The sequence below is a fragment of the Streptomyces sp. 11x1 genome, assembly GCF_032598905.1.
Classification (GTDB): Bacteria; Actinomycetota; Actinomycetes; order Streptomycetales; family Streptomycetaceae; genus Streptomyces.
On record NZ_CP122458.1, the window covers coordinates 8114564 to 8136978 of the forward strand.

At 72.4% G+C, this 22415-nt stretch carries 16 protein-coding genes; 7 read left to right on the forward strand and 9 right to left on the reverse strand.

Features of this window, described 5'->3' with window-relative positions; all coding sequences use genetic code 11:
• Nucleotides 1-123 precede the first annotated feature (123 nt).
• Genes P8T65_RS35590 through P8T65_RS35615 form a run of 6 tightly spaced genes read right to left on the reverse strand, consistent with a single transcriptional unit; the run spans nucleotide 124 to nucleotide 7375 of the window.
• Nucleotides 124-978 carry a CoA ester lyase gene (locus tag P8T65_RS35590; RefSeq protein ID WP_316729261.1) on the reverse strand — a complete coding sequence of 285 codons (855 nt, stop codon included), beginning with the start codon at nucleotides 976-978 and terminating at the stop codon, nucleotides 124-126.
• Nucleotides 975-2192: a CoA transferase gene (locus tag P8T65_RS35595; RefSeq protein ID WP_316729262.1), complete on the reverse strand. Its 1218-nt coding sequence runs from the start codon at nucleotides 2190-2192 to the stop codon at nucleotides 975-977. Before P8T65_RS35595 ends, P8T65_RS35590 begins: the two co-directional genes overlap by 4 nt.
• Nucleotides 2189-3562 (reverse strand): ADP-ribosylglycohydrolase family protein, encoded by a 1374-nt coding sequence (locus P8T65_RS35600; RefSeq protein ID WP_316729263.1) that lies wholly within the window; start codon nucleotides 3560-3562, stop codon nucleotides 2189-2191. The genes P8T65_RS35595 and P8T65_RS35600 overlap by 4 nt, the downstream gene beginning before the upstream one ends.
• Nucleotides 3559-4755 (reverse strand): ADP-ribosylglycohydrolase family protein, encoded by a 1197-nt coding sequence (locus tag P8T65_RS35605; protein ID WP_316729264.1) that lies wholly within the window; start codon nucleotides 4753-4755, stop codon nucleotides 3559-3561. The genes P8T65_RS35600 and P8T65_RS35605 overlap by 4 nt, the downstream gene beginning before the upstream one ends.
• Nucleotides 4752-6272 carry an ADP-ribosylglycohydrolase family protein gene (locus P8T65_RS35610; protein WP_316729265.1) on the reverse strand — a complete coding sequence of 507 codons (1521 nt, stop codon included), beginning with the start codon at nucleotides 6270-6272 and terminating at the stop codon, nucleotides 4752-4754. Before P8T65_RS35610 ends, P8T65_RS35605 begins: the two co-directional genes overlap by 4 nt.
• Entirely contained in the window at nucleotides 6269-7375 is a 1107-nt protein-coding gene (locus P8T65_RS35615; protein ID WP_316729266.1) for an ADP-ribosylglycohydrolase family protein, read from the reverse strand. Before P8T65_RS35615 ends, P8T65_RS35610 begins: the two co-directional genes overlap by 4 nt.
• 289 nt (nucleotides 7376-7664) lie before the next feature.
• On the opposite strand from P8T65_RS35615, the gene P8T65_RS35620 reads away from it, so the two are divergent.
• The 3 genes from P8T65_RS35620 to P8T65_RS35630 all read left to right on the forward strand — a co-directional run bounded on the left by P8T65_RS35620 (nucleotide 7665) and on the right by P8T65_RS35630 (nucleotide 14846).
• Nucleotides 7665-8393, forward strand: a complete 729-nt coding sequence (locus P8T65_RS35620; protein ID WP_316729268.1) for a VIT1/CCC1 transporter family protein — start codon at nucleotides 7665-7667, stop codon at nucleotides 8391-8393.
• A gap of 389 nt (nucleotides 8394-8782) precedes the next feature.
• The gene (gene gltB, locus P8T65_RS35625) at nucleotides 8783-13393 is read left to right on the forward strand and encodes a glutamate synthase large subunit (protein ID WP_316731830.1); all 4611 of its coding nucleotides are present in this window, start codon (nucleotides 8783-8785) and stop codon (nucleotides 13391-13393) included.
• Nucleotides 13386-14846: a glutamate synthase subunit beta gene (locus P8T65_RS35630; RefSeq protein WP_316729270.1), complete on the forward strand. Its 1461-nt coding sequence runs from the start codon at nucleotides 13386-13388 to the stop codon at nucleotides 14844-14846. The genes gltB and P8T65_RS35630 overlap by 8 nt, the downstream gene beginning before the upstream one ends.
• Nucleotides 14847-15022: 176 nt before the next feature.
• Here the strand turns inward: P8T65_RS35630 and P8T65_RS35635 are convergent, their stop codons facing one another.
• Entirely contained in the window at nucleotides 15023-15952 is a 930-nt protein-coding gene (locus P8T65_RS35635) for a rhomboid family intramembrane serine protease (protein WP_316729271.1), read from the reverse strand.
• A gap of 358 nt (nucleotides 15953-16310) precedes the next feature.
• On the opposite strand from P8T65_RS35635, the gene P8T65_RS35640 reads away from it, so the two are divergent.
• The gene (locus tag P8T65_RS35640; RefSeq protein ID WP_316729272.1) at nucleotides 16311-17030 is read left to right on the forward strand and encodes a VWA domain-containing protein; all 720 of its coding nucleotides are present in this window, start codon (nucleotides 16311-16313) and stop codon (nucleotides 17028-17030) included.
• Between the two features lie 13 nt (nucleotides 17031-17043).
• Here P8T65_RS35640 and P8T65_RS35645 read toward each other — a convergent pair whose 3' ends face one another.
• Entirely contained in the window at nucleotides 17044-18018 is a 975-nt protein-coding gene (locus P8T65_RS35645) for an acyl-CoA dehydrogenase family protein (protein ID WP_316729273.1), read from the reverse strand.
• 396 nt (nucleotides 18019-18414) lie between these two features.
• Nucleotides 18415-19554 (reverse strand): acyl-CoA dehydrogenase family protein, encoded by a 1140-nt coding sequence (locus tag P8T65_RS35650; RefSeq protein WP_316729274.1) that lies wholly within the window; start codon nucleotides 19552-19554, stop codon nucleotides 18415-18417.
• 49 nt (nucleotides 19555-19603) lie between these two features.
• On the opposite strand from P8T65_RS35650, the gene P8T65_RS35655 reads away from it, so the two are divergent.
• The 3 genes from P8T65_RS35655 (at nucleotide 19604) to P8T65_RS35665 (ending at nucleotide 22338) form a co-directional block, all read left to right on the forward strand.
• Nucleotides 19604-20392, forward strand: coding sequence for an SDR family oxidoreductase (locus P8T65_RS35655; protein WP_316729275.1), 789 nt, complete (start codon nucleotides 19604-19606; stop codon nucleotides 20390-20392).
• A 65-nt stretch (nucleotides 20393-20457) separates the two neighbouring features.
• Nucleotides 20458-21153 carry a TetR/AcrR family transcriptional regulator gene (locus P8T65_RS35660; protein WP_316729276.1) on the forward strand — a complete coding sequence of 232 codons (696 nt, stop codon included), beginning with the start codon at nucleotides 20458-20460 and terminating at the stop codon, nucleotides 21151-21153.
• A gap of 27 nt (nucleotides 21154-21180) precedes the next feature.
• Complete coding sequence (locus P8T65_RS35665) at nucleotides 21181-22338, forward strand: acetyl-CoA C-acetyltransferase (protein ID WP_316729277.1); 1158 nt, start codon at nucleotides 21181-21183, stop codon at nucleotides 22336-22338.
• The last annotated feature ends 77 nt before the right edge of the window (nucleotides 22339-22415 follow it).

The window sequence follows — 22415 nt, forward strand, 5'->3', positions numbered from 1 at the left end:
GGGCGCAGCCCCCGCTTTTCAGGGGCGCGGGGAACTGCGCGACCAGCCCCCACCGGGCGGACGTGTGGGGGTCGAAGGGGCGCAGCCCCTGGGGGAGGGACGGGTAGGGGCGACGGGGGCGGATCACAGCTGGGTGGGGCGGCCGGCCAGGGTCAGGGTTCGCCGGGCCGCGGCGACCACGGCCGGATCGATGAAGCGGCCGTCGGGGAGGGCTTGCGCCCCGGCCGTGGTGGTCGCCGCCCTCAAGGTCCGCTCGGCCGACTCCACCTCCTGGGCCGTCGGGGTGTAGGCGCGCTCGATCACCGGGAGCTGACGGGGGTGGATGGCGGCACGGCCCAGAAAGCCGAGCGCGCGCCCGTGCGCGGACGTGGCCGCCAGCCCCGCCAGATCCTTCGTGTCCGGGTGGATCGACTGGGCGGGCGACGGAAGGCCGGCGGCCCGGGCGGCGAGGATCACCCGGGAGCGCGGCCAGTCGAGGGCCCGGTCGTCGCTGACGGCCAGGTCCGCGCGGAGATCGGCCTCGCCGAGGGCGATGCCCCGGAGGGCGGGGTGCGCGGTGGCGATGTCGTACGCCCGCTCCACCGCCAGCGCCGATTCGAGGAGGGCGTACAGGGGGATCGCTCCTCCTTCCGCCGGCGCGGTCCGCTCCGCGACGCTCGCCACTTCGTCCGGGCACGTGACCTTCGGGAGGCGGAGGGCGGCCAGACCGGGGAGCGGGGCGAGGGCTTCGAGGTCCGCCTCGGCCTCCGGGGTGCGCAGGGCGTTGACGCGTACGTGGACCGGTACGGGCGGCGGTGCGGAGAGGAGTTCGGCGGTGGCCGCGCGGGCGTAGGCCTTGCGGTCGGGGGCCACCGCGTCCTCCAGGTCCACGATCACCACGTCCGCGCCGGAGGCCAGCGCCTTGGTGACCCTCTCCGGACGGTCGCCGGGGACGTACAGCCAGGTCAGGGGGAAGGGCGTCGGCGACTGCGGGGTCACAGGGCACCCTCCTGGCGAAGGGCCGCGATCTCCGGTGCGGACAGGCCCAGTTCGGCCAGGATCGAGTCCGTGTCGGCGCCGTGCGCGCGGCCCGCCCAGCGGATCGCGCCGGGGGTGGAGGAGAGGCGGAAGAGGACGTTCTGCATGCGCAGGGGGCCGAGGTCGGGGTCGTCGACGGTGGTGATCGTGTCCAGGGCGCGGTACTGGGGGTCGGTCATCACCTCCCGTACGTCCTGGATGGGGGCCACCGCGGCCTCCGCCTTCTCGAACGCCTCGATGACCTCCTCCCGGGTGTGACGGGCGATCCACGCGCCGACCGCCTCGTCCAGGACGTCCGCGTGCCGGGCCCGCTCCGCCCCCGAAGCGAACCAGGGCTCGTCGATCAGCTCGGGCCGTCCGACCAGACGCATCACGCGTTCCGCGATCGACTGGGCCGAGGTGGACACGGCCACCCAGGAACCGTCCGCCGTGCGATAGGTGTTGCGGGGCGCGTTGTTCGCGGAGCGGTTGCCCGTACGCGGCTGGACGTGGCCCAACTGGTCGTACCAGAGGGGCTGGGGGCCGAGAACGGTGAGGATCGGCTCGATGATCGCCATGTCGACCGTCTGCCCTTGTCCGGTGCGGTCACGCGCCGCGAGTGCGGTCATCACCGCGTACGCCGTCGCGAGGCCCGCGATGGAGTCGGCGAGACCGAAGGGCGGCAGGACCGGTGGGGCGCCGGGTTCGCCGGTGATCGCGGCGAACCCGCTCATCGCCTCGGCGAGCGTGCCGAAGCCGGGGCGGTGCGCGTACGGGCCGTACTGGCCGAAGCCGGTGACCCGGGCGAGGACCAGACCGGGGTTCGCCGCCGACAGCTCCTCCCAGCCAAGACCCCATTTCTCCAGGGTGCCGGGGCGGAAGTTCTCGATGATCACGTCGGCGGTGGCGGCGAGCCGCAGGAGGGTGTCCCGGCCGCCGGGGGTGGAGAGGTTCAGCGTCAGGGTGCGCTTGTTGCGGCCCAGCAGCTTCCACCACAGGCCCACGCCGTCCTTCGACGGGCCGTGGCCCCGGGACGGGTCCGGTTTCGTGGGGTGCTCGACCTTGATGACCTCCGCGCCGAAGTCACCGAGCATCGTGGCGGCGAGGGGGCCGGCGAAGAGCGTGGCGAGGTCGAGGACGCGGAGGTGGCTGAGCGGAGGGGCGTCCGCCTGCGGCGGGGGTGGCGCCTGGGTCATGGGTGGGGGGTCTCCCGGAGGGTGAGGTGGGCCAGGGTGTCGAAGCCGATGCCGTCGAAGTCGGCGATCGAGGTGGCCAGGCGGTTCTTGAGGGGGGCCGTCCAGCGGTCGGGGAGCGCGTCCGGGGCGCCGGTCAGGAGCCCCGCGATGCTGCCCGCCGTGGCTCCGTTGGAGTCGGTGTCCCAACCGCCCGACACGGCGCGGCAGATGGAGGCCGCGTAGTCGCCGTCCGCGTGGGTGAGGGCGGCGGTGAGCAGGGCGGTGTTGGGGACGGCGTGGACCCAGTGGTGGTCGGTGTGGGCTGCGTGGAGTTCGTCGACGATCGCGTCGAAGTCCCGGATCTCCGTGGTCAGTCGGAGAGCGTGGTCGATCGCCCTGGCGAGGCGGGAGTGCGGGGGGACGACCGTCAGGCCGGTGCGCAGGCACTGGTGGACGTCGTGGGTGCCGGTGGCCGCCTCGGCGATGGTGGCCGCGACGAACATGGCCGCGTAGACGCCGTTGGCGGTGTGGGTGAGGGTGGCGTCCCGGTGGGCCTGTTCGGCTGCGGCGGCCGGGTCGCCGGGGTTGGTCCAGCCGTGGACGTCGGCGCGGATCAGGGCGCCGATCCACTCGCGGAACGGGTTGCGGTGGCGGGCGGTGCGGGGTGGGTCGATGCCGCAGAGGAGGTTGCGGTAGGCGACGCGTTCGGCGGTGAAGGTGCGGCCCGCGGGGAGTTCGTCCAGCCAGAGGGTGGCCACGTCGGCGGTGGTGAAGTCCCGGCCGTGGCGGGCCAGGAGGAGGAGGTTGAGGAGGGGGTAGTTGAGGTCGTCGTCCTCGGGCATGCCGTCGATGTTCTCGGCGAGGGAGGTGGGGGCCGAGCGGCGGTTCCAGGGATGGGCGGCCAGGAGCTCCGGGGGGACGCCTCGGGCGGTGAACCAGGTGGTGAGGGGCCAGTTGCCGGTGGCCGCGGCGAGGCAGCGGATGGCGTCGAGGGGGAGCTTCTCGACGGGTTTGCCGAGGAGGCAGCCTGCGGCTCGGCCCAGCCAGGCGGCTTCGAGACGTCGTACGTACGTGGCGGGCGGGACAGGGCGAGCGGGCGGGGCGGGCCAGTCGGTGCACAGGGACTTGATCGTGCTCAGGTCTGTCGGTTCGTCGTCCGCCAACCCGCTCGGCAGGTCCGCCAGTTCGTCCAGCAGGTCCTCGGCGAGCTGGCGGAGGTAGCGGGAGGCCCGGTCGGGGGAGGCGCCGGCGCGCCGGGGGGCCGGGGGGCCGCCCGCCGCCCGCCAGCGCGCGGCGACGGCCGAGGGCTCGCGGCCGTCCTGGCGGGCCTGGTGGAGTTCGTGGCCGAGGAGGTCCTCGGGCTGGACCCAGGTGAGACGCAAGGGGGTCACCGGACGGGGGCCAACGCGGTGAAGGCCGACTCGTGGGCGCGGTGGCGGCGGACGTCCTGGCCGTGGATCTGGAGCGCGACGTCCGTCAACGTCCGGGCGGGGGCGTGCAGGTCGAGCCGGCTGGCCTCCGCCACCGTCTTGGCCCAGTCGGAGGGGACGTCCGAGCCCAGTGCGCCGGCGAGGGCGCCGGACATCGTCGCGATGGAGTCGCAGTCGCGGCCGTAGTTCACCGAACCCAGCACCGCGTGCCGGTAGTCACCGCGGGCCACGAGCAACATGCCGAGCGCGATGGGGAGTTCCTCGATCGCGTGGAGCCGGGACGGGCGGCGGGCGCCGAGGGAGGGGGCGCGGTAGTCGGGGCCGACCGTGTCGAACGGGGCGACCGCCTCGCGGAGCGGCCGTAGCGCCGACTCGAAGTCCGTGTGACGGCGGGCCACTTCGCACACCGACTCGATCGCCGCGCGGGTGCCGTCCTTCGCCAGGGCGAGGCAGGCCTCGACCACCGACTCCGCTGTCGCGCCCGGGGTGCACGCCGCGGCGACGGCCGCCGCGAACACGCCCGCGGCCTCCCTGCCGTACGACGACTGGTGGGCGCCCGCGACGTCGAGTGCCTCGGCGTACGCGCCGGACGGATCGGCCGCGTTGACCAGGCCGACGGGGGCCATGTACATCGCGGCGCCGCAGTTGACGATGTTGCCGGTGCCGGCCTCGCGGGGGTCGATGTGGCCGTAGTGGATCCGGGCCACGAGCCACTTCTCGGCGAGGAAGACCCGCTGGAGGGGGAGGGCCTCGGCCTCCAGCTCGGGGATCCAGCGCGGGGTCGTCATCATGTCCGGCACCAGGTGCTCGGCGACGGCGTACGCGTCGAGGTGGTCGCGTACGCGGTCGTACACCCGGACGAGCGCGTGCGTCATCAAGGTGTCGTCGGTGACGTGGCCGTCGCCCTTGTGGTACGGGGCGATGGGGCGGGCGGTACGCCAGTCGTCGCCGTTCCAGGGGCCGACGACGCCGTGCACGCGGCCGCCGTGGCGTTCGAGGATCTGCTCCGGGGTGTAGCCCTCCACCGGGCCGCCGAGGGCGTCGCCCACGGCGGCGCCGACCAGGGCGCCGGTGATGCGTTCGTCGAGGGCGGCGTCCGGGACGGCTGCCGGGGCGGGGGCCGGGACGGGTGCGGGTCGCGATGCGGGCGTCATGCCCGGCTAACGCCGCGGGTGGTGGGGAGTTCCGCTGTGTCGAGAAGTTCGGCGAGGTGGACGAGGTCGGTGCCGGTGAGGCGGGGGAGGGCGCAGCCGGAGAGGGTGCGGCAGGCGTCCCGCCAGGTGTCGGGGACGGCGCTGCCGCCGCCGAGTGCGCCGGTCAGGGCGCCGGCCAGAGCCGGGGCGGAGTCGGCGACCCGGGAGAGGCAGGCGGCGGCGGGGACGGCCTCGGCGATCCGGCCGCGCGCGGCGGTGGCCAGGGCGAGGGCCACGGGGACGGTCTCGGCTGCGGCGATGCCGTAGCTGTACACGTGGTCGACGATCTGGTGCTCCAGGAGGGGGACCAGAGCGAATGTTCCTTCCTTTCTGTGGCGGTGGGCGAGGTCGAGGGCGTGGCGGGCGTTGCGGCCGATCTCCGTCCCGGCGGGGAGTTCGGCCAGGGCCGCGGCCGCGCAGTCGTCGACGTCCGCGCCGGTGAGCGCCAGCGCGAGCGCGGCGGCCATCGCTCGTGCGCCGTGCACGCCGTCGCCGTCCTGGGTGTAGCGGGCGTCGAACTCGGCCAGGTCGGCGGCGCCTCGGGGGTCGCCCGGGTGGGCCACCGCCAGGACGCAGGCACGGACGCAGGCCGCGTCGTCGAAGTAGTGGGGGTTGTCGTGGCCGGTGGCGGGTGGGCGCAGGCCGGTGGCGAGGTTGCCGAGGCCGGCGCGTACGGAGATACGGGCGCGCAGGGGGAGCACGGCGGACTCGACCTCGGGGGCGCGTTCGGCGGCGGCGGCGATCTCGCTGGCCACGGCGTTCCAGGAGAGGTCGATGGAGGCGCGGGTGCGGCGTTCCAGGCTGAGGTCGCCGAGTGCGGCGGTGTCGCCGGCTCGGAGGAGGGCCTCGGCGGCGAAGGCCGCCCATTCCGCGTCGTCGGAGGGGCCGAGGCGGAGGGGTTCGGGGGGCTGGTTGAGGGCGATGGGGACGGGGAGAGTGGTGGTGGCGTTCTGCTCGGCGAAGGCGTCGAGTTCGCGGGTGAGGCGGCGGGTCCATTCCGGCATGCGGGCGGCACGGTGGCGGGCGGCGGGCCAGCCGGCGGCGTCGCCTGCGGCGAGGCCGAGGAGGAGGCCCTCGATGCGGGTGCCCTTCGGGGGGCGGGGCCTGCCGGCCTCGGCTGCGCCTTCGGCCGCTTCGTTCTTCCCACCCGCACCGGCCGTGCGGGTTTCGTCGTCGGGTGCGGGTGGCCCCTGTGGGGCGCCCCCACCGCCGGCGGCCGCGGCTGCGTGGGCGAGCGGATTCGCCGGGGCCGGGCGTGCGGGTTCGAACAGCTCCGGGGCAAGAGGTTCGGTCGCCCTCGCGGTCGGCTTCACCTCGGGGTGTGGCTCGCTGATGGTCGCCGTATCTGCCGTATCTGCCGTATCTGCCGTGTCCCTCGGCCCGTCGTGGGATGCGGACGGTGTTCCGCGGGGCGGCTTCTCGTACGGCGTGGAGGGGGCTGTGGGGGTCGTGTCGTCCCACGGGGTCGGTGGGGTCATGCGGGGGTCTCCGTCGTGTCGGCCGGGGCGAGGGCGAAGGTGGTCGGGGGTGGGAGGGGACGGTCGCCGTGGGGGAAGAGGGCCGGGCCCGTGGTCCATTTGCCGCCCTCGGTCGGGACCAGGAGTTCGGCCACGTCCAGGACGTGGTGGCCGGCCATGGACGGCAGGCAGCTGCCTCTTGCCGGGCCGATCGCGGCGGTCCAGTCGGCCGGGATCGACGACGCTCCCCGGGTCGCTCCGGCCAGCGCGCCGGCGACCGCCGCGGTCGTGTCGGCGTCGCGGCCCATGTTCACCGCGGTCAGCACCGACTCGGTGAAGTCGCCGTCGGCCGCCGCGTAGGCGCCGAAGGCGAGGGCGACGGCCTCGGGGGCGAGGTCGGTCCAGGGGTAGCCGCCGATGACTACGGCGGAGCGGACCGCGCGTTCGCCCCGGTGGGCGACCGCGACCGCCCGGCGCAGGGAGCGCGCCGTCCAGGAGTCGTCGGGGATCACGGCGAGCGCGGAGGCCACGACGGAGATCGTGGGTGCGCCCGCCATGGCCGCCGCCACACCCGCCGCGACCGCCTGGCCGCCGTAGATGCCCTCGCCGTCATGGCTGACCGAGCCGTCGATGGCGACCAGCCGGGCGGCCTCCGCCGGGCGGCCCGCCGCGAAGACGCCGAAGGGGGCCGCGCGCATGGCCAGGCCGTCGCTCCAGGCGTGCCGGTGCTGGGCGGAGATCGGCGCGGCGAGGCCCCGGCGGAGGTTCTCCAGGGTGCCGCGTTCGCTGAAACCGGCACCCCGGAACGGGCCCTCGTCCCGGTCCGCGATCCACTGGTGCCAGGCCGTCTCCACGTGGGTGACGGTGAGCGCCGAGCCGTGCCGGGCCAGCAGCAGCCCGGAGAAGATGGCGTACTCGGTGTCGTCGGTCCCCGAGGGGCGCTCGGCCACGTACCCGGTGATGCGCCCCCAGCGCGCGCGGATCTCGGAGGGTTTCATGTTCTCGGCGGGCGCCCCCAGCGCGTCCCCGACGGCGAGCCCGAGCATGGCCCCCCGTGCCCGCTCGCGGAGGTCGGCGGCGTCCCCGGGCGCCGGGACCGAGGGAATGCAGGCGATGGAAGGCATACGGTCGCCTCTCTGGCCCGTGGGCAGGTCCGGCCCGGTGGGCAGTTGATCCGCTCTGAAGATGTGCCAGCTTTCGCTGGGAAGATCTCTCCCACATCGGGTGCCTCGGCGGCGCGCGGAACGCTCGTGTATCACCCGGTCGACATCTGTGCAGCGTCATGTACGAATGAGCGGCAGTCGTTTCTCGAACAGTCTCCGAGTCGGGTGAGGAGCCGGGTAAGTACGGCCTTCCTTGCTGGCGGAAGCAATTTTCCGAGCGTACGTTCGACGCGAGGAAAGGGGCTTGATCGTGGCGATCATCGACACCGAAGCCGCGTTGCACGAGGCGCACCGCGACAACCACACCCATCGGGACGTGAACGGCGGCTGGCTGCGGCCCGCCGTGTTCGGGGCGATGGACGGGCTCGTGTCCAACCTGGCGCTGATGACCGGTGTCGCCGGCGGAACGGCCGGGCGGGAGGCGGTCGTCGTCGCGGGGCTCGCGGGGCTCGCCGCCGGGGCCTTCTCCATGGCCGCGGGCGAGTACACCTCCGTGGCCTCGCAGCGGGAACTCGTCCAGGCCGAACTCGACGTCGAGCGGAGGGAGTTGCACAAGCACCCCAAGGACGAGGAGGAGGAGCTCGCCGCGCTCTACGAGAGTCGTGGCGTCGAGGCCGTACTCGCCCGGGAGGTGGCGCGGCAGCTGTCGCGCGATCCCGAGCAGGCGCTGGAGATCCACGCGCGCGAGGAGCTGGGTGTCGATCCCGGCGATCTGCCCTCGCCCGTCGTGGCCGCGGTGTCGAGTTTCGGCTCCTTCGCGCTGGGTGCCCTGCTGCCGGTACTGCCCTATCTCCTCGGGGCGGGCGCGCTGTGGCCCGCCGTGCTGGTGGCGCTCGTCGGGCTCTTCGGGTGCGGTGCCGTGGTGGCCAGGGTGACGGCCAGAACCTGGTGGTTCAGCGGGCTGCGGCAGCTGGCCCTCGGGGGTGCGGCGGCGGGTGTGACGTACGCCCTGGGCAGCCTGTTCGGCGCGGCCGTATGATGGATCAGATGGCTACGTATGCGCGGGACCGCATAAATAGTCGTTACCACGCGGTTTCGAATGCTTAACCGCTGGGCATGAGCCGTAAGCGCCGCGGGCAATGACGCCCGTCAAGCATCTGAAGCACCTGAGTAGTGGGCGACGACGCCTCCTGCACCCCGGTCGACCGACAAAGATCTGTCCGGTCGGCTCTCCCCTTGATCGCGTTCGATCACGCCACCGTGTGCGGCCACCCCCTCCGCGCCGTGGCGTCCGCATGGTGGGACGAAGTATCCGCTTCCCGAGAATCGTTCCATCATGTAACCTGCACGAAATTTTGCACCTTACGCAGAGGGCCAGCGTCGTCCCTCGGCAATCGCATATGCCAGATGACGACGACGGGAGAGCCGATGCGTACGCCGCGCCAGCCGTCCCAGCACTCCACGAATGGCCAGAAGTGGTCGTTCATGGATGCTCGCCCTGCTGCGCAGGGTATGTACGACCCCCGCAACGAGCGCGACGCCTGTGGCGTCGGCTTCGTGGCCACCCTCACCGGCGAGGCGAGCCATGCGCTGGTCGAGCAGGCGCTCACCGTTCTGCGCAACCTGGAGCACCGAGGAGCGACCGGTTCGGAGCCCGACTCGGGTGACGGCGCCGGCATGCTCTCCCAGGTTCCCGACGCGTTCTTCCGCGAGGTGGCCGGATTCGAGCTGCCCGAGGCCGGCTCGTACGCCGTCGGTATCGGCTTCCTGCCCGAGGAGGGCACCGAGGACGCCGTCGCCCGCATCGAGGCCATCGCCGCCGACGAGGGCCTGACAGTCCTCGGCTGGCGCGAGGTGCCCGTCGCCCCCGAGCTGCTCGGTGCCACGGCCCGCTCCACGATGCCCGCCTTCCGCCAGATCTTCGTCGCCGACGGCGCCGCGGAGCCGGCCACGGACATCGACCTCGACCGCAAGACGTTCGTGCTGCGCAAGCGCGCCGAGCGCGAGGTCGACGTCTACTTCCCCTCGCTGTCCGCGCGGACCATCGTCTACAAGGGCATGCTGACCACCGGCCAGCTGGAGCCCTTCTTCCCGGACCTGTCCGACCGCCGCTTCGCCTCCGCGATCGCGCTCGTGCACTCCCGGTTCTCCACGAACACCTTCCCGTCGTGGCCGCTCGCCCACCCGTACCGCTTCGTCGCGCACAACGGCGAGATCAACACGGTCAAGGGCAACCGCAACTGGATGGTCGCCCGCGAGTCCCAGCTGGCCTCCGACCTGTTCGGCCCGCAGGACAAGCTCGACCGGATCTTCCCCATCTGTACGCCGGACGCCTCCGACTCGGCGTCCTTCGACGAGGTGCTGGAGCTGCTCCACCTCGGCGGCCGCTCCCTGCCGCACTCCGTGCTGATGATGATCCCGGAGGCGTGGGAGAACCACGACTCCATGGAGCCGGCCCGCCGCGCCTTCTACCAGTTCCACTCCACGATGATGGAGCCCTGGGACGGCCCGGCCTGTGTCACCTTCACCGACGGCCGCCAGGTCGGCGCGGTCCTCGACCGCAACGGCCTGCGCCCCGGCCGCTACTGGGTCACCGACGACGGCCTCGTCGTCCTCGGCTCCGAGGTCGGCGTCCTCGACATCGACCCCGCCAAGGTCGTGCGCAAGGGTCGCCTGCAGCCGGGCCGGATGTTCCTCGTCGACACCGTCGAGCACCGCATCATCGAGGACGACGAGATCAAGGCCCAGCTCGCCGCGGAGAACCCGTACGCGGAATGGCTGGAGGCCGGCGAGATCGAGCTCTCCGACCTGCCCGAGCGCGAGCACATCGTCCACACCCACGCCTCGGTCACCCGCCGCCAGCAGACCTTCGGCTACACCGAGGAGGAGCTGCGCGTCATCCTCGCGCCGATGGCCAAGGCCGGTGCCGAGCCCATCGGATCCATGGGCACGGACTCGCCGATCGCCGCGCTGTCCTCGCGCCCGCGCCTGCTCTTCGACTACTTCACCCAGCTGTTCGCGCAGGTCACCAACCCGCCGCTGGACGCCATCCGCGAGGAGCTCGTCACCTCGCTGCGCTCCTCGCTGGGCCCCGAGGGCAACATCCTGGAGCCCAGCGCCGCGTCGTGCCGCAGCGTCACCCTGCCCTTCCCGGTGATCGACAACGACGAGCTGGCCAAGCTCATCCACATCAACGCCGACGGCGACATGCCCGGCATGAAGGCCGCGACCCTCTCCGGCCTGTACCGGGTCTCCGGCGGCGGTGACGCCCTCGCCGCGCGCATCGAGGAGATCTGCGCCGAGGCCGACGCCGCCATCGACAACGGCGCCCGGCTGATCGTCCTGTCGGACCGCCACTCGGACGCCGAGCACGCGCCGATCCCGTCGCTGCTGCTCACCGCGGCCGTCCACCACCACCTCATCCGCACCAAGCAGCGCACCCAGGTGGGCCTGCTGGTCGAGGCCGGTGACGTCCGCGAGGTCCACCACGTCGCCCTGCTCATCGGCTTCGGCGCCGCGGCCGTCAACCCGTACCTGGCGATGGAGTCCGTCGAGGACCTCGTCCGCGCCGGAACGTTCCTCTCCGGTATCGAGGCCGAGCAGGCGATCCGCAACCTGATCTACGCCCTCGGCAAGGGCGTCCTGAAGGTCATGTCCAAGATGGGCATCTCCACGGTCGCCTCCTACCGCGGCGCCCAGGTCTTCGAGGCCGTCGGTCTCGCGGACGAGTTCGTGGAGAAGTACTTCAACGGCACGGCCACCAAGATCGGCGGCGTCGGCATCGACGTCATCGCCAAGGAGGTCGCCGCCCGCCACGCCAAGGCGTACCCGGCCAGCGGCATCGCGCCCGCCCACCGCGCCCTGGAGATCGGCGGCGAGTACCAGTGGCGCCGCGAGGGCGAGCCGCACCTGTTCGACCCGGACACGGTCTTCCGCCTCCAGCACTCCACCCGCACGCGCCGCTACGACATCTTCAAGCAGTACACGAGCCGCGTGAACGAGCAGTCCGAGCGTCTGATGACGCTGCGCGGCCTGTTCGGTTTCAAGGCCGGCGAGGGCCGCGCTCCGATCTCCGTCGACGAGGTCGAGCCGGTCTCCGAGATCGTCAAGCGCTTCTCGACCGGCGCCATGTCGTACGGCTCCATCTCCAAGGAGGCGCACGAGACCCTCGCCATCGCCATGAACCAGCTGGGCGGCAAGTCCAACACCGGTGAGGGCGGCGAGGACCCGGACCGTCTCTACGACCCGGCACGGCGTTCGTCGATCAAGCAGGTCGCCTCCGGCCGTTTCGGTGTGACGAGCGAGTACCTCGTCAACGCGGACGACATCCAGATCAAGATGGCCCAGGGCGCCAAGCCCGGTGAGGGCGGTCAGCTGCCCGGCCACAAGGTGTACCCGTGGGTCGCCAGGACGCGTCACTCGACGCCGGGCGTGGGCCTCATCTCCCCGCCGCCGCACCACGACATCTACTCCATCGAGGACCTGGCCCAGCTGATCCACGACCTGAAGAACGCGAACCCGCAGGCGCGGATTCACGTCAAGCTGGTCTCCGAGGTCGGCGTCGGCACCGTCGCCGCCGGTGTCTCCAAGGCGCACGCGGACGTCGTCCTCATCTCCGGCCACGACGGCGGTACGGGCGCATCCCCGCTCACCTCGCTGAAGCACGCGGGCGGCCCCTGGGAGCTCGGCCTCGCCGAGACCCAGCAGACGCTGCTGCTCAACGGCCTGCGCGACCGCATCGTCGTGCAGACCGACGGCCAGCTGAAGACCGGCCGTGACGTCGTCATCGCCGCGCTGCTCGGCGCCGAGGAGTTCGGTTTCGCGACCGCGCCGCTCGTCGTCTCCGGCTGCGTCATGATGCGCGTCTGCCACCTGGACACCTGCCCGGTCGGCATCGCCACGCAGAACCCGACGCTCCGCGACCGGTTCTCCGGCAAGGCCGAGTACGTCGTGAACTTCTTCGAGTTCATCGCCGAGGAGGTCCGCGAGATCCTCGCCGAGCTGGGCTTCCGCTCCATCGAGGAGGCCGTCGGCCACGCCGAGGCGCTCGACGTGACCCGCGCGGTCGACCACTGGAAGGCACAGGGCCTGGACCTGGAGCCGCTGTTCCACGTGCCCGAACTGCCCGAGGGCGCCGTCCGCCACCAGCTCATCGAGCAGGACCACGGCCTGGAGAAGGCGCTCGACAACGAGCTGATCAAGCTCGCCGCCGACGCGCTGGCCGCCTCGGACGCCACCGACGCCCAGCCGGTCCGCGCCCAGGTCAAGGTCCGCAACATCAACCGCACCGTCGGCACGATGCTCGGCCACGAGGTGACGAAGAAGTTCGGCGGGGCAGGGCTCCCCGACGACACCATCGACATCACCTTCACCGGCTCGGCGGGCCAGTCCTTCGGCGCCTTCCTCCCGCGCGGCGTCACGCTGCGCCTGGAGGGCGACGCCAACGACTACGTCGGCAAGGGCCTCTCCGGCGGCCGGGTGATCGTCCGTCCCGACCGGGGTGCCGACCACCTCGCCGAGTACTCCACCATCGCGGGCAACACCATCGCCTACGGCGCGACCGGCGGCGAGCTGTTCCTCCGGGGCCGTACGGGCGAGCGGTTCTGCGTCCGCAACTCCGGTGCCCTGGTGGTCTCCGAGGGCGTGGGCGACCACGGCTGCGAGTACATGACCGGCGGCCACGCGGTCGTCCTCGGCGAGACGGGCCGCAATTTCGCGGCCGGTATGTCGGGCGGCATCGCGTACGTCATCGACCTGGACCGCGACAACGTCAACGTCGGCAACGTGGGCGCGATCGAGGCCCTCGACGACACCGACAGGCAGTGGCTGCACGACGTGGTGCGCCGCCACGCCGAGGAGACGGGTTCGACGGTCGCCGAGAAGCTGCTCGCCGACTGGTCCGTCGCCGCGGAGCGCTTCAGCAAGATCATCCCCAGCACGTACAAGGCAGTGCTCGCCGCCAAGGCCGCCGCCGAGCAGGCCGGTCTCTCCGAGACCGAGATCACCGAGAAGATGATGGAGGCGGCGATCAATGGCTGACCCGAAGGGCTTCCTCAACCACGGGCGCGAGGTCGCCAAGTCCCGCCCCGTCGACGTACGGCTGAAGGACTGGAACGAGGTCTACGTCCCCGGTTCCCTGCTCCCGATCATCTCGAAGCAGGCGTCCCGCTGCATGGACTGCGGCATCCCGTTCTGCCACAACGGCTGTCCCCTCGGGAACCTCATCCCCGAGTGGAACGACTACGCCTACCGCGAGGACTGGGCGGCCGCCTCCGAGCGCCTGCACGCCACCAACAACTTCCCGGAGTTCACGGGCCGCCTGTGCCCCGCTCCCTGCGAGTCGGCGTGCGTGCTCGGCATCAACCAGCCGGCCGTCACCATCAAGAACGTCGAAGTCTCGATCATCGACAAGGCGTGGGACGGCGGCGACGTCGCCCCCCAGGTCCCGGAGCGCCTCTCCGGCAAGACGGTCGCGGTCATCGGCTCGGGCCCGGCGGGCCTGGCCGCCGCCCAGCAGCTGACCCGGGCCGGTCACACCGTCGCCGTCTACGAGCGCGCGGACCGCGTCGGAGGGCTCCTCCGCTACGGCATCCCCGAGTTCAAGATGGAGAAGCGGCACATCAACCGCCGTATCGAGCAGATGCGCGCGGAGGGCACCCGCTTCCGGACGGGCATCGAGATCGGCCGGGACCTCAAGGCGACGGACCTGAAGAAGCGGTACGACGCCGTCGTCATCGCCGCGGGCGCCACCACTGCCCGTGACCTGCCGGTCCCCGGCCGCGAGCTGAACGGCATCCACCAGGCGATGGAGTACCTGCCGCTGGCCAACAAGGTGCAGGAGGGCGACTTCGTGGCGCCCCCCATCACGGCCGAGGGCAAGCACGTCGTCGTCATCGGCGGTGGCGACACCGGCGCGGACTGCGTGGGCACCGCCCACCGCCAGGGCGCGGCCTCGGTCACACAGCTGGAGATCATGCCGAAGCCGGGCGAGGACCGTGCCCCGAACCAGCCGTGGCCGACCTTCCCGATGCTGTACAAGGTCACCTCCGCGCACGAGGAGGGCGGCGAGCGGGTCTACTCCGTATCCACCACCCACTTCGAGGGCGACGAGGACGGCAACGTCCAGTGGCTGCACCTCGTCGAGGTCGAGTTCGTCGACGGCAAGCTGACGCAGAAGCCGGGCACGGAGCGGAAGATCCCCGCCCAGCTGGTGACGCTGGCGATGGGCTTCACCGGCACGGACCGCGAGAACGGTCTCGTGGACCAGTTCGGCCTGGACCTCGACGAGCGCGGCAACATCGCGCGTGACGCCGACTTCCAGACGAACGTGCCGGGTGTGTTCGTGGCGGGCGACGCGGGGCGCGGTCAGTCCCTCATCGTCTGGGCGATCGCCGAGGGCCGCTCGGCCGCGCGCGGCTGCGACCGCTTCCTCACGGGCGCGAGCGACCTGCCGGCCCCGATCCGGCCGACGGACCGCTCGCTGATGGTCTGATCCACCGCATTCCTGACCTGCCGGGTCCTGCCCCGCCGGTCACTGATCCACCGGGTCACTGATCCACCGGATCAACAGACGTCCCGTACAACGGCGTACGGAACACAGACGGCGCCTGCCCACCAGTCCCCGACCGGACTATCGGGCGGGCGCCGTCGCATGTCCCAGGCGAGGGCTCAGCCCGTCATCGCCGCCACCTTCGCCACCGCCAGCACCACCAACAGCGCCAGCACCCCCACACACGCCCCCGCCTGTACCAGCACCCTGCGTCGGTCCCTCGGTGCGTACGCGAAGGCCAGGGCGGTCAGGCCGCCTGTGAGGAGGCCGCCGAGGTGGCCCTGCCAGGACGTCACGACCGCCGAGATGACCAGCCAGATCAGCAGACCCGCCATGAAGCGGTTGATGCCCGCCGGGTCGGCGCCGAGGCGGCGGGCCAGGACGTAGTACGCCGTGCAGACGCCGAAGATCGCGCCGGAGGCGCCGACCGTGCTGCTGTCGGGGGCCAGGAGGAGGACCAGGACGGAGCCGCCGAGGGCGGAGAGGAGGTACAGGCTCAGATAGCGGGCGCGGCCCAGCTGGGCCTCCACCACCCGGCCCACGTTCCACAGCGTGACCATGTTCATCACGATGTGGAGGATGCCGAACGTGCCCTCGGTGGGCGGGATGTGGAGGAAGGCGCCGGTGAGGAGGCGGTACCACTCGCCGTCGATCACGCCTTCGAGGTGGAAGTCGCCCGGGTAGGCGCTCTGCCAGACGTAGCGCAGACCGTCCGGGCCGGCGAGGCCCCGGCCCAGCATCGCGAAGTCGTCGACGATCGACGGGCGGAGCAGCTCGGCGACGTACGCGACGACGTTCAGGCCGATCAGGACGTACGTCACCAGCGGGACCGCCGAGATCCGGCCGCCGAAGGCCGTGCGGGCCTGGCGGACGCTTCTCGCGCCCTCCTTCACGCACTCCGGGCACTGGTGGCCCACGGCCGCGTCGCGCATGCAGTCCGGGCAGATGAACCGCTCGCAGCGGGTGCAGCGGACGTAGGACTCCACGTTCGGGTGGCGGTAACAGGTGGTGACGGCGGGCTCGGACGACGACGAGGACTCGGGTTCCACGGCCGGCTCCTTGTGGGTGCGGGGCTGATGACGAGCCGGTGAGGACGGCGGCGAACAAAATAGCGAACCTGGGCGGGGGCGCGCTGCGGGGGAGTGCCCTAGACCCTGTCGTCACATTCCCGCCTGCCCCGCAGCTCCATGCACGTGCTCTCGGCGTGCCGGGCACTGACCCGAGTACGTCCGGTACGCGAGTCAGTGCCCGGCACGCCGAGAGCGCGCTCCCCCGGTCTCGGCTGCGCCGCTCGACCGGGAGGTACCCCCACGACGCCGCGGGGCAGCCCTTCGGGCGACGAGGGGAATGTGACGACAGGGCCTAGCCTCGGGATCTTCGTCGCGCTCCAGTGCCGGGAGGCCCCTCATGCCCGCCATCAGCCTCAGCAAGATGCAGGAGACCGCCCCCGCGCTGGTGGATCTGTACAAGGCCGCCGGGGCCTCCCTCGACCGACACGGTCTGCGGGGGCAGCGCGCCGCCGTCTACCTCGTGGTCGACCACAGCGGCTCCATGCGGCCGTACTACAGAGACGGCAGCGTGCAGGCACTCGCCGATCGGGTGCTCGGGCTGTCGGCGCAGCTCGACGACGACGGGAGCGTGCCGGTCTTCTTCTTCTCCACCGGGGTCGACGCGGTCACGGAGATCGCCCTCACCGGTCACCACGGCCGCGTCGAGCGGATCGTGACCGGGCTCGGACACATGGGGAAGACCAACTACCACGTGGCCATGGACGCCGTCATCGACCACTATCTCGACTGCGGCGGGAGCGCCCCGGCCTTCGTGGTGTTCCAGACCGACGGCGGGCCGACCAGCCGGCTCGCCGCCGAGAAGTACGTCTGCAAGGCCGCTCGTCTCCCTCTGTTCTGGCAGTTCATCGGCTTCGGCGACCCCGACAGCAAGCAGTTCGACTTCCTGCGCCGACTGGACGAGCTGGCGGTGCCGGGGAAGCGGGTCGTCGACAACGCCGGTTTCTTCCATGCCGGTTCGGATCCGGGGTCTGTGTCCGACGCGGAGTTGTACGACCGACTGCTGGGCGCGTTTCCCAGCTGGCTGACGGCGGCGCGGGCGCAGGGAATCGTCCCGTAGTCCCGGGCAGTCATCACAGCTGAGGACCGCTGAGGACCACGTCCCGGCATTCGTCGGGCGAGCCCCACGCGCTCCGCAGCGCGCGCGCCTTGGTCAGCCAGAGGGACAGGTCGTACTCGGCCGTGTAACCGATCGCGCCGTGCGCCTGGAGCGCCGTGCGCGCCGTCGCGTACGCCGCCTCGCACGCCGTCACCTTGGCCGCCGCCGCGTCCGCCGGGTCCAGGGTGACCGCCGCCCCGAAGACCAGCGGCCGCGCGAACTCCAGGGCCACCTTGGCGTCCGCCAGCCGGTGCTTCACCGCCTGGAACGACCCCACGGGCACACCGAACTGGGTGCGCTGCTTGACGTATGCCACCGTCCTGTCGAGCAGCGCCAGACCGACGCCGAGCGCCTGCGCGGCGACCGCGAGACGTGCCCAGACGAGGGCGTGGGCGAGCAGGGACGGGTCGGCGGCGAGGAGGTCGCCGCCGGGGGAGAGCGGGGTCAGGCGGCGGGCCGGGTCCAGGGAGTGGCGCACGGGGCCGTGGCCGGGGGCGAGGCGCAGTTCGCCTGTCTCCGGGGCGAGGGTCAGGCGGGTCGTCGCCGTGTCCCCGTCCAGCGCGTACGACCCCGGCGACGGCGCCACCGTGGCCATCGCCTCGCCCGACACCAGCGCCGGGAGCAGGCGCTTGGCCGGGCCCGGGTCCCCCAGGCCCGCCAGGAGCACCGTCGCCGTCACCGTCTCCACGAGCGGTCCCGGAACCGCGTGCCGACCCAACTCCACGAAGGCGAGGGCCAGTTCGACGGGGAGCGGGCCCACCCCCTCGTACGCCTCCGGCGCCCCCAGCGCGAACACGCCCGCGTCCCCGAGGCGCGCCCACACCGCACGCCCCGCCTTGTGCTCCCCGCGCCCCCAGGCCCGTATGACGGCGGGCGTGCCGGCGGCCGACAACATGGCGTCCAGCGACTCGGCGAACGCCCGCTGCTCGGTGTCCAGGAGAAAACGCATCCGGTGACGGCCTTTCGGGCGGGGGCCCGCGTCAGCTGAGGCCCTTGGGGTCGGGACCGCGCGTCGGCGGTGGCCTTTGAGGCCGGGCCGCGCGTCGGCGGTGGCCTTTGAGGCCGGGCCGCGCGTCGGCGGTGGCCTTCGGGAGGGAGTCACGCGTCAGTTGAGGCCTTTGAAGGCCGAGGCCGTGCGTCGGGGTGCGGCCCCACGGGGCGGGGCCCTGCGGGCGGGGGCCACGCCTCGGCGGAGGCCCTTGAGGTCGGCGCCGAGCGTTGTCGGTGGTCTGCGGGCGGCGACCATCGCTCGGCGGACGGCCCTCGCAGTCGAGGCCACATGTCGGGGGCGGCCTCTCAGGCGCGCTCCGCGCATCAGCGGCACCCCCTTCAGGAGGGCACCGCATCAGCGGCGGCCCTTCGGCAGGCCGAGGAGGCGTTCGGCGATGATGTCGCGTTGGATCTCGTTGGTGCCGGCGTAGATCGGGCCGGCGAGGGAGAAGACGTACCCCTCGGACCAGTCGGTGTCCGCCGACTCGCCCTCCTCGTCGAGCAGGTCGAGCGCCGTCTCGTGCAGGGCGATGTCGTACTCGGACCAGAAGACCTTGTTCAAACTGGCCTCGGGGCCGATCGGCGTGCCCTCCAGGAAGCGGGAGGCGGCCGCGTGGGTGAACAACTGGTAGGCGCGGGCGCCGATCAGCGCGTCGGCCACCGCCTCGCGGGCGGACGCCGGGCTGCCCCGGTCGTGCCAGAGGGCGAGCAGCCGGTGCGCGGAGGCCAGGAAGCGGCCCGGGGAGCGGAGCGTCAGACCGCGTTCGTTGCCGGCGGTGGACATCGCGATGCGCCAGCCCTGGCCGGGCTCGCCGATGACGTCCTCGTCCGGCACGAACACGTCGTCGAGGAAGAGCTCGGCGAACGCGGGCCTGCCGTCGAGGCGGCCGATCGGGCGGACCGTCACCCCCGGGGCGCGCAGGTCGAACATGAGATACGTCAGCCCCTGGTGGGGCCGGTCGGTGCCGGGCTCGCTGCGGAACAGGCCGAACGCCCGGTCCGCGAACGCCGCCCGTGACGACCAGGTCTTCTGCCCGCTCAGCAACCAGCCCCCGTCCGCGCGCACGGCCCGGGAGGTGAGCGAGGCCAGATCGGACCCGGCCCCGGGCTCCGACCAGGCCTGGGCCCACACCACCTCGCCGGAGGCCATCGGGGGCAGCACGCGCGCCCGTTGCTCCTCGGTGCCGTGGTCGAACAGGGTCGGGGCGAGGAGGTTGACGCCGTTCTGGCCGACCCGGCCCGGGGCGCCCGCCGCGTAGTACTCCTCCTCGAAGAGCAGCCAGCGGAGCAGCCCCGCGTCGCGGCCGCCGTACGCGGTCGGCCAGTTCACCACCGACCAGCGGTCGGCGAAGAGTTCGGCCTCCCATGCCCGATGGGCGGCGAAGCCCTCCTCGGTCTCCAGGGACGGGAGCGGCCCCGACGGGACATGGCCGCGCAGCCAGGCGCGGGCCTCGGCGCGGAAGGCCTCGTCGGCAGGGGAACAAGCGAGGTCCATGGAGCACTGCTCCTTCCCTAACAAGTGTTTGGTAGGTTACCGTGCCCGCATGAAGAACGTCGACCCTCCGGCGTACCTCCCCGGCCACCGTCTGCTCGCCGGACGCACCGCCGTGATCACCGCCGCGGCCGGCGCGGGCATCGGCGGGGCCACCGCACGACGCTTCCTGGAGGAGGGCGCGCGCGTACTGATCAGCGACGCCCACACGCGCAGACTCAAGGCGTACCGGGACGAGCTGGCCGAGGAGTTCGGAGCGGAGTCCGTCCGGGCGGTGCCGTGCGACGTGACCGACGAGGACCAGGTGCGGGCCCTGTTCGAGGCCGGCGCCCGGCTGCACGGACGGCTCGACATCGTCGTCAACAACGCGGGCCTCGGCGGCACCAGCGACCTCGTCGACATGACCGACGAGCAGTGGTCCAAGGTGCTGGACGTGACACTGAACGGCACGTTCCGCTGCACCCGGACCGCGCTGCGACTGATGCGGGACAACGGCGGCGGCGTCATCGTCAACAACGCCTCCGTCGTCGGCTGGCGCGCCCAGGCCGGCCAGGCGCACTACGCCGCCGCCAAGGCCGGCGTCATGGCCCTGACCAGGTGTGCGGCGATCGAGGCGGCCGCGTACGGGGTCCGGGTCAACGCCGTCTCGCCCAGCCTCGCCATGCACCCGCACCTGGTGAAGGTCACCACCCCGGAGCTGCTGGAGGAACTGACCGCGCGCGAGGCCCTCGGGCGGTACGCCGAACCCTGGGAGGTGGCCAACGTGATCGTGTTCCTCGCGTCCGGCTACTCCTCGTACCTGACGGGTGAGATCGTCTCCGTGAGCAACCAGCATCCGTGAGCAACCAGTACCCGTGCGCAATCAGCGCCCATGAGCGACCAGCACCCGTGAGGACGAGGAACAGCGTGCCGACCAAGAAGAAGCCCCGGACGACCGCCGGCGACAAGCCGCCCGCCGCGCCCGCCCGCCGCCGGGAACTCCTCGACCGGGCCGCGGAGGTCTTCGCCGATCTGGGGTACAACGCCACCACCGTCCGCAGGATCGCGGACGACGTCGGCATGCTCGCGGGCAGCCTCTACTACTACTTTGAGTCCAAGGACGCGATGCTGGAGGAGATCCTGCGGACCTTCCTCGACGAACTCTGGGAGGGCTACGACGCCGTCCTGGACGCCGAGTTGCGTCCCCGGGAGACCTTCGAGGCCCTGGTCGTCGAGTCGTTCCGCGCCATCGACCGGCACCGCGCCGCCGTCGCGATCTACCAGAACGAGGCCAAGAAGCTGGTCGCGCAGGACCGGTTCCAGTTTCTCGACGCCTCGCAGCGCAAGTTCGAGAAGGCATGGCTGGCCACGCTGGAACGCGGTGTGGCCGCCCAGGAGTTCCGTGCCGACCTCGACACCCGGCTCACCTACCGATTCGTGCGCGACACGGTGTGGGTCGCCGCCTCCTGGTACCGGCCCGGCGGACAGCTCGGCCCGGAGGAGATCGCCCGGCAGTACCTGTCGATGGTCCTGGACGGGATCGCCGTACACGCGCGGTCCCGCGGCGGGGCCGCGACGCACGACCCGGAGCTCAAAACGCACGAACCGGAGCTCGATCGGTGAACAACCTCTGACGTCAAGGGAGTTGCCATGGCCGAGGCCTATATCGTCGAAGCGGTCCGGACGCCTGTCGGGCGGCGCGGGGGAGGGCTCGGCCAGGTCCATCCGGCCGACCTCGGCGCGCACGCCCTCAAGGCGCTCGTCGCACGCGCCGGCGTGGACCCGGCCGCCGTGGAGGACGTCGTCTTCGGCTGCCTGGACACGGTCGGCCCGCAGGCCGGTGACATCGCCCGGACCAGCTGGCTGGCCGCCGGGCTGCCAGAGGAGGTACCGGGCACAACCGTCGACCGGCAGTGCGGCTCCTCGCAGCAGGCCGTGCACTTCGCCGCGCAAGGAGTGCTCTCCGGCACCCAGGACCTGGTGGTCGCGGGCGGCGTCCAGAACATGACGATGATCCCCATCGCCTTCGCCTCCCGCCAGGCCGCCGTCCCCCTCGGACTCACCGAGGGCCCCTTCGCGGGCAGCGAGGGCTGGCGCGCCCGCTACGGCGACCGGCCGGTGAACCAGTTCGCCGGCGCCGAGATGATCGCCGCGAAATGGGGCATCAGCCGCCGCGACCAGGAGGAGTACGCGCTGCGCTCCCACCGCCGGGCGGTACGGGCCCTCGACGAGGGCCGCTTCGCGCGCGAGACCGTGCCGTACGGCGACGTCAGCGCCGACGAGGGGCCGCGCCGGGACACCTCGCTGGAGAAGATGGCCGCGCTGAAGCCGGTCATCGACGGCGGCACCGTCACCGCCGCCTGCTCCTCCCAGGTCTCCGACGGCGCCGCGGCGCTGCTGCTCGCCTCCGAACGCGCCGTACGGGAGCACGGGCTGACACCGCGCGCCCGCGTGCACCACCTCTCCGTACGCGGCGAGGACCCCATCCGGATGCTCACCGCGCCGATCCCGGCGACCGCGTACGCCCTGAAGAAGTCCGGCCTCACCCTCGACGCGATCGACCTCGTCGAGATCAACGAGGCCTTCGCGCCGGTCGTCCTGGCGTGGCTGAAGGAGACGGGCGCCGACCCGGAGAAGGTCAACGTCAACGGCGGCGCCATCGCCCTCGGCCACCCTCTGGGCGCGACCGGCGCGAAGCTGATGACGACCCTCCTGCACGAACTGGAGCGCACGGGCGGCCGCTACGGCCTCCAGACCATGTGCGAGGGGGGCGGCCAGGCGAACGTGACGATCATCGAGAGGCTCTGACGGCCAGGGGGAGGTGCCGAACGGCGCGTCCGCGCGTAGCGGGTCGGGCGTCGCCGAGACCCCCGCGCGTAGGGGTC

Coding starts and splice junctions, on each gene's coding strand:
- P8T65_RS35610 (WP_316729265.1), bottom strand. CDS start 6,272: ATGACCCCACCGACCCCGTGGGACGACACGACCCCCACAGCCCCCTCC.
- P8T65_RS35650 (WP_316729274.1), bottom strand. CDS start 19,554: ATGGACCTCGCTTGTTCCCCTGCCGACGAGGCCTTCCGCGCCGAGGCC.
- P8T65_RS35640 (WP_316729272.1), top strand. CDS start 16,311: ATGCCCGCCATCAGCCTCAGCAAGATGCAGGAGACCGCCCCCGCGCTG.
- gltB (WP_316731830.1), top strand. CDS start 8,783: ATGCGTACGCCGCGCCAGCCGTCCCAGCACTCCACGAATGGCCAGAAG.
- P8T65_RS35595 (WP_316729262.1), bottom strand. CDS start 2,192: ATGACCCAGGCGCCACCCCCGCCGCAGGCGGACGCCCCTCCGCTCAGC.
- P8T65_RS35645 (WP_316729273.1), bottom strand. CDS start 18,018: ATGCGTTTTCTCCTGGACACCGAGCAGCGGGCGTTCGCCGAGTCGCTG.
- P8T65_RS35630 (WP_316729270.1), top strand. CDS start 13,386: ATGGCTGACCCGAAGGGCTTCCTCAACCACGGGCGCGAGGTCGCCAAG.
- P8T65_RS35605 (WP_316729264.1), bottom strand. CDS start 4,755: ATGACGCCCGCATCGCGACCCGCACCCGTCCCGGCCCCCGCCCCGGCA.
- P8T65_RS35665 (WP_316729277.1), top strand. CDS start 21,181: ATGGCCGAGGCCTATATCGTCGAAGCGGTCCGGACGCCTGTCGGGCGG.
- P8T65_RS35615 (WP_316729266.1), bottom strand. CDS start 7,375: ATGCCTTCCATCGCCTGCATTCCCTCGGTCCCGGCGCCCGGGGACGCC.
- P8T65_RS35655 (WP_316729275.1), top strand. CDS start 19,604: ATGAAGAACGTCGACCCTCCGGCGTACCTCCCCGGCCACCGTCTGCTC.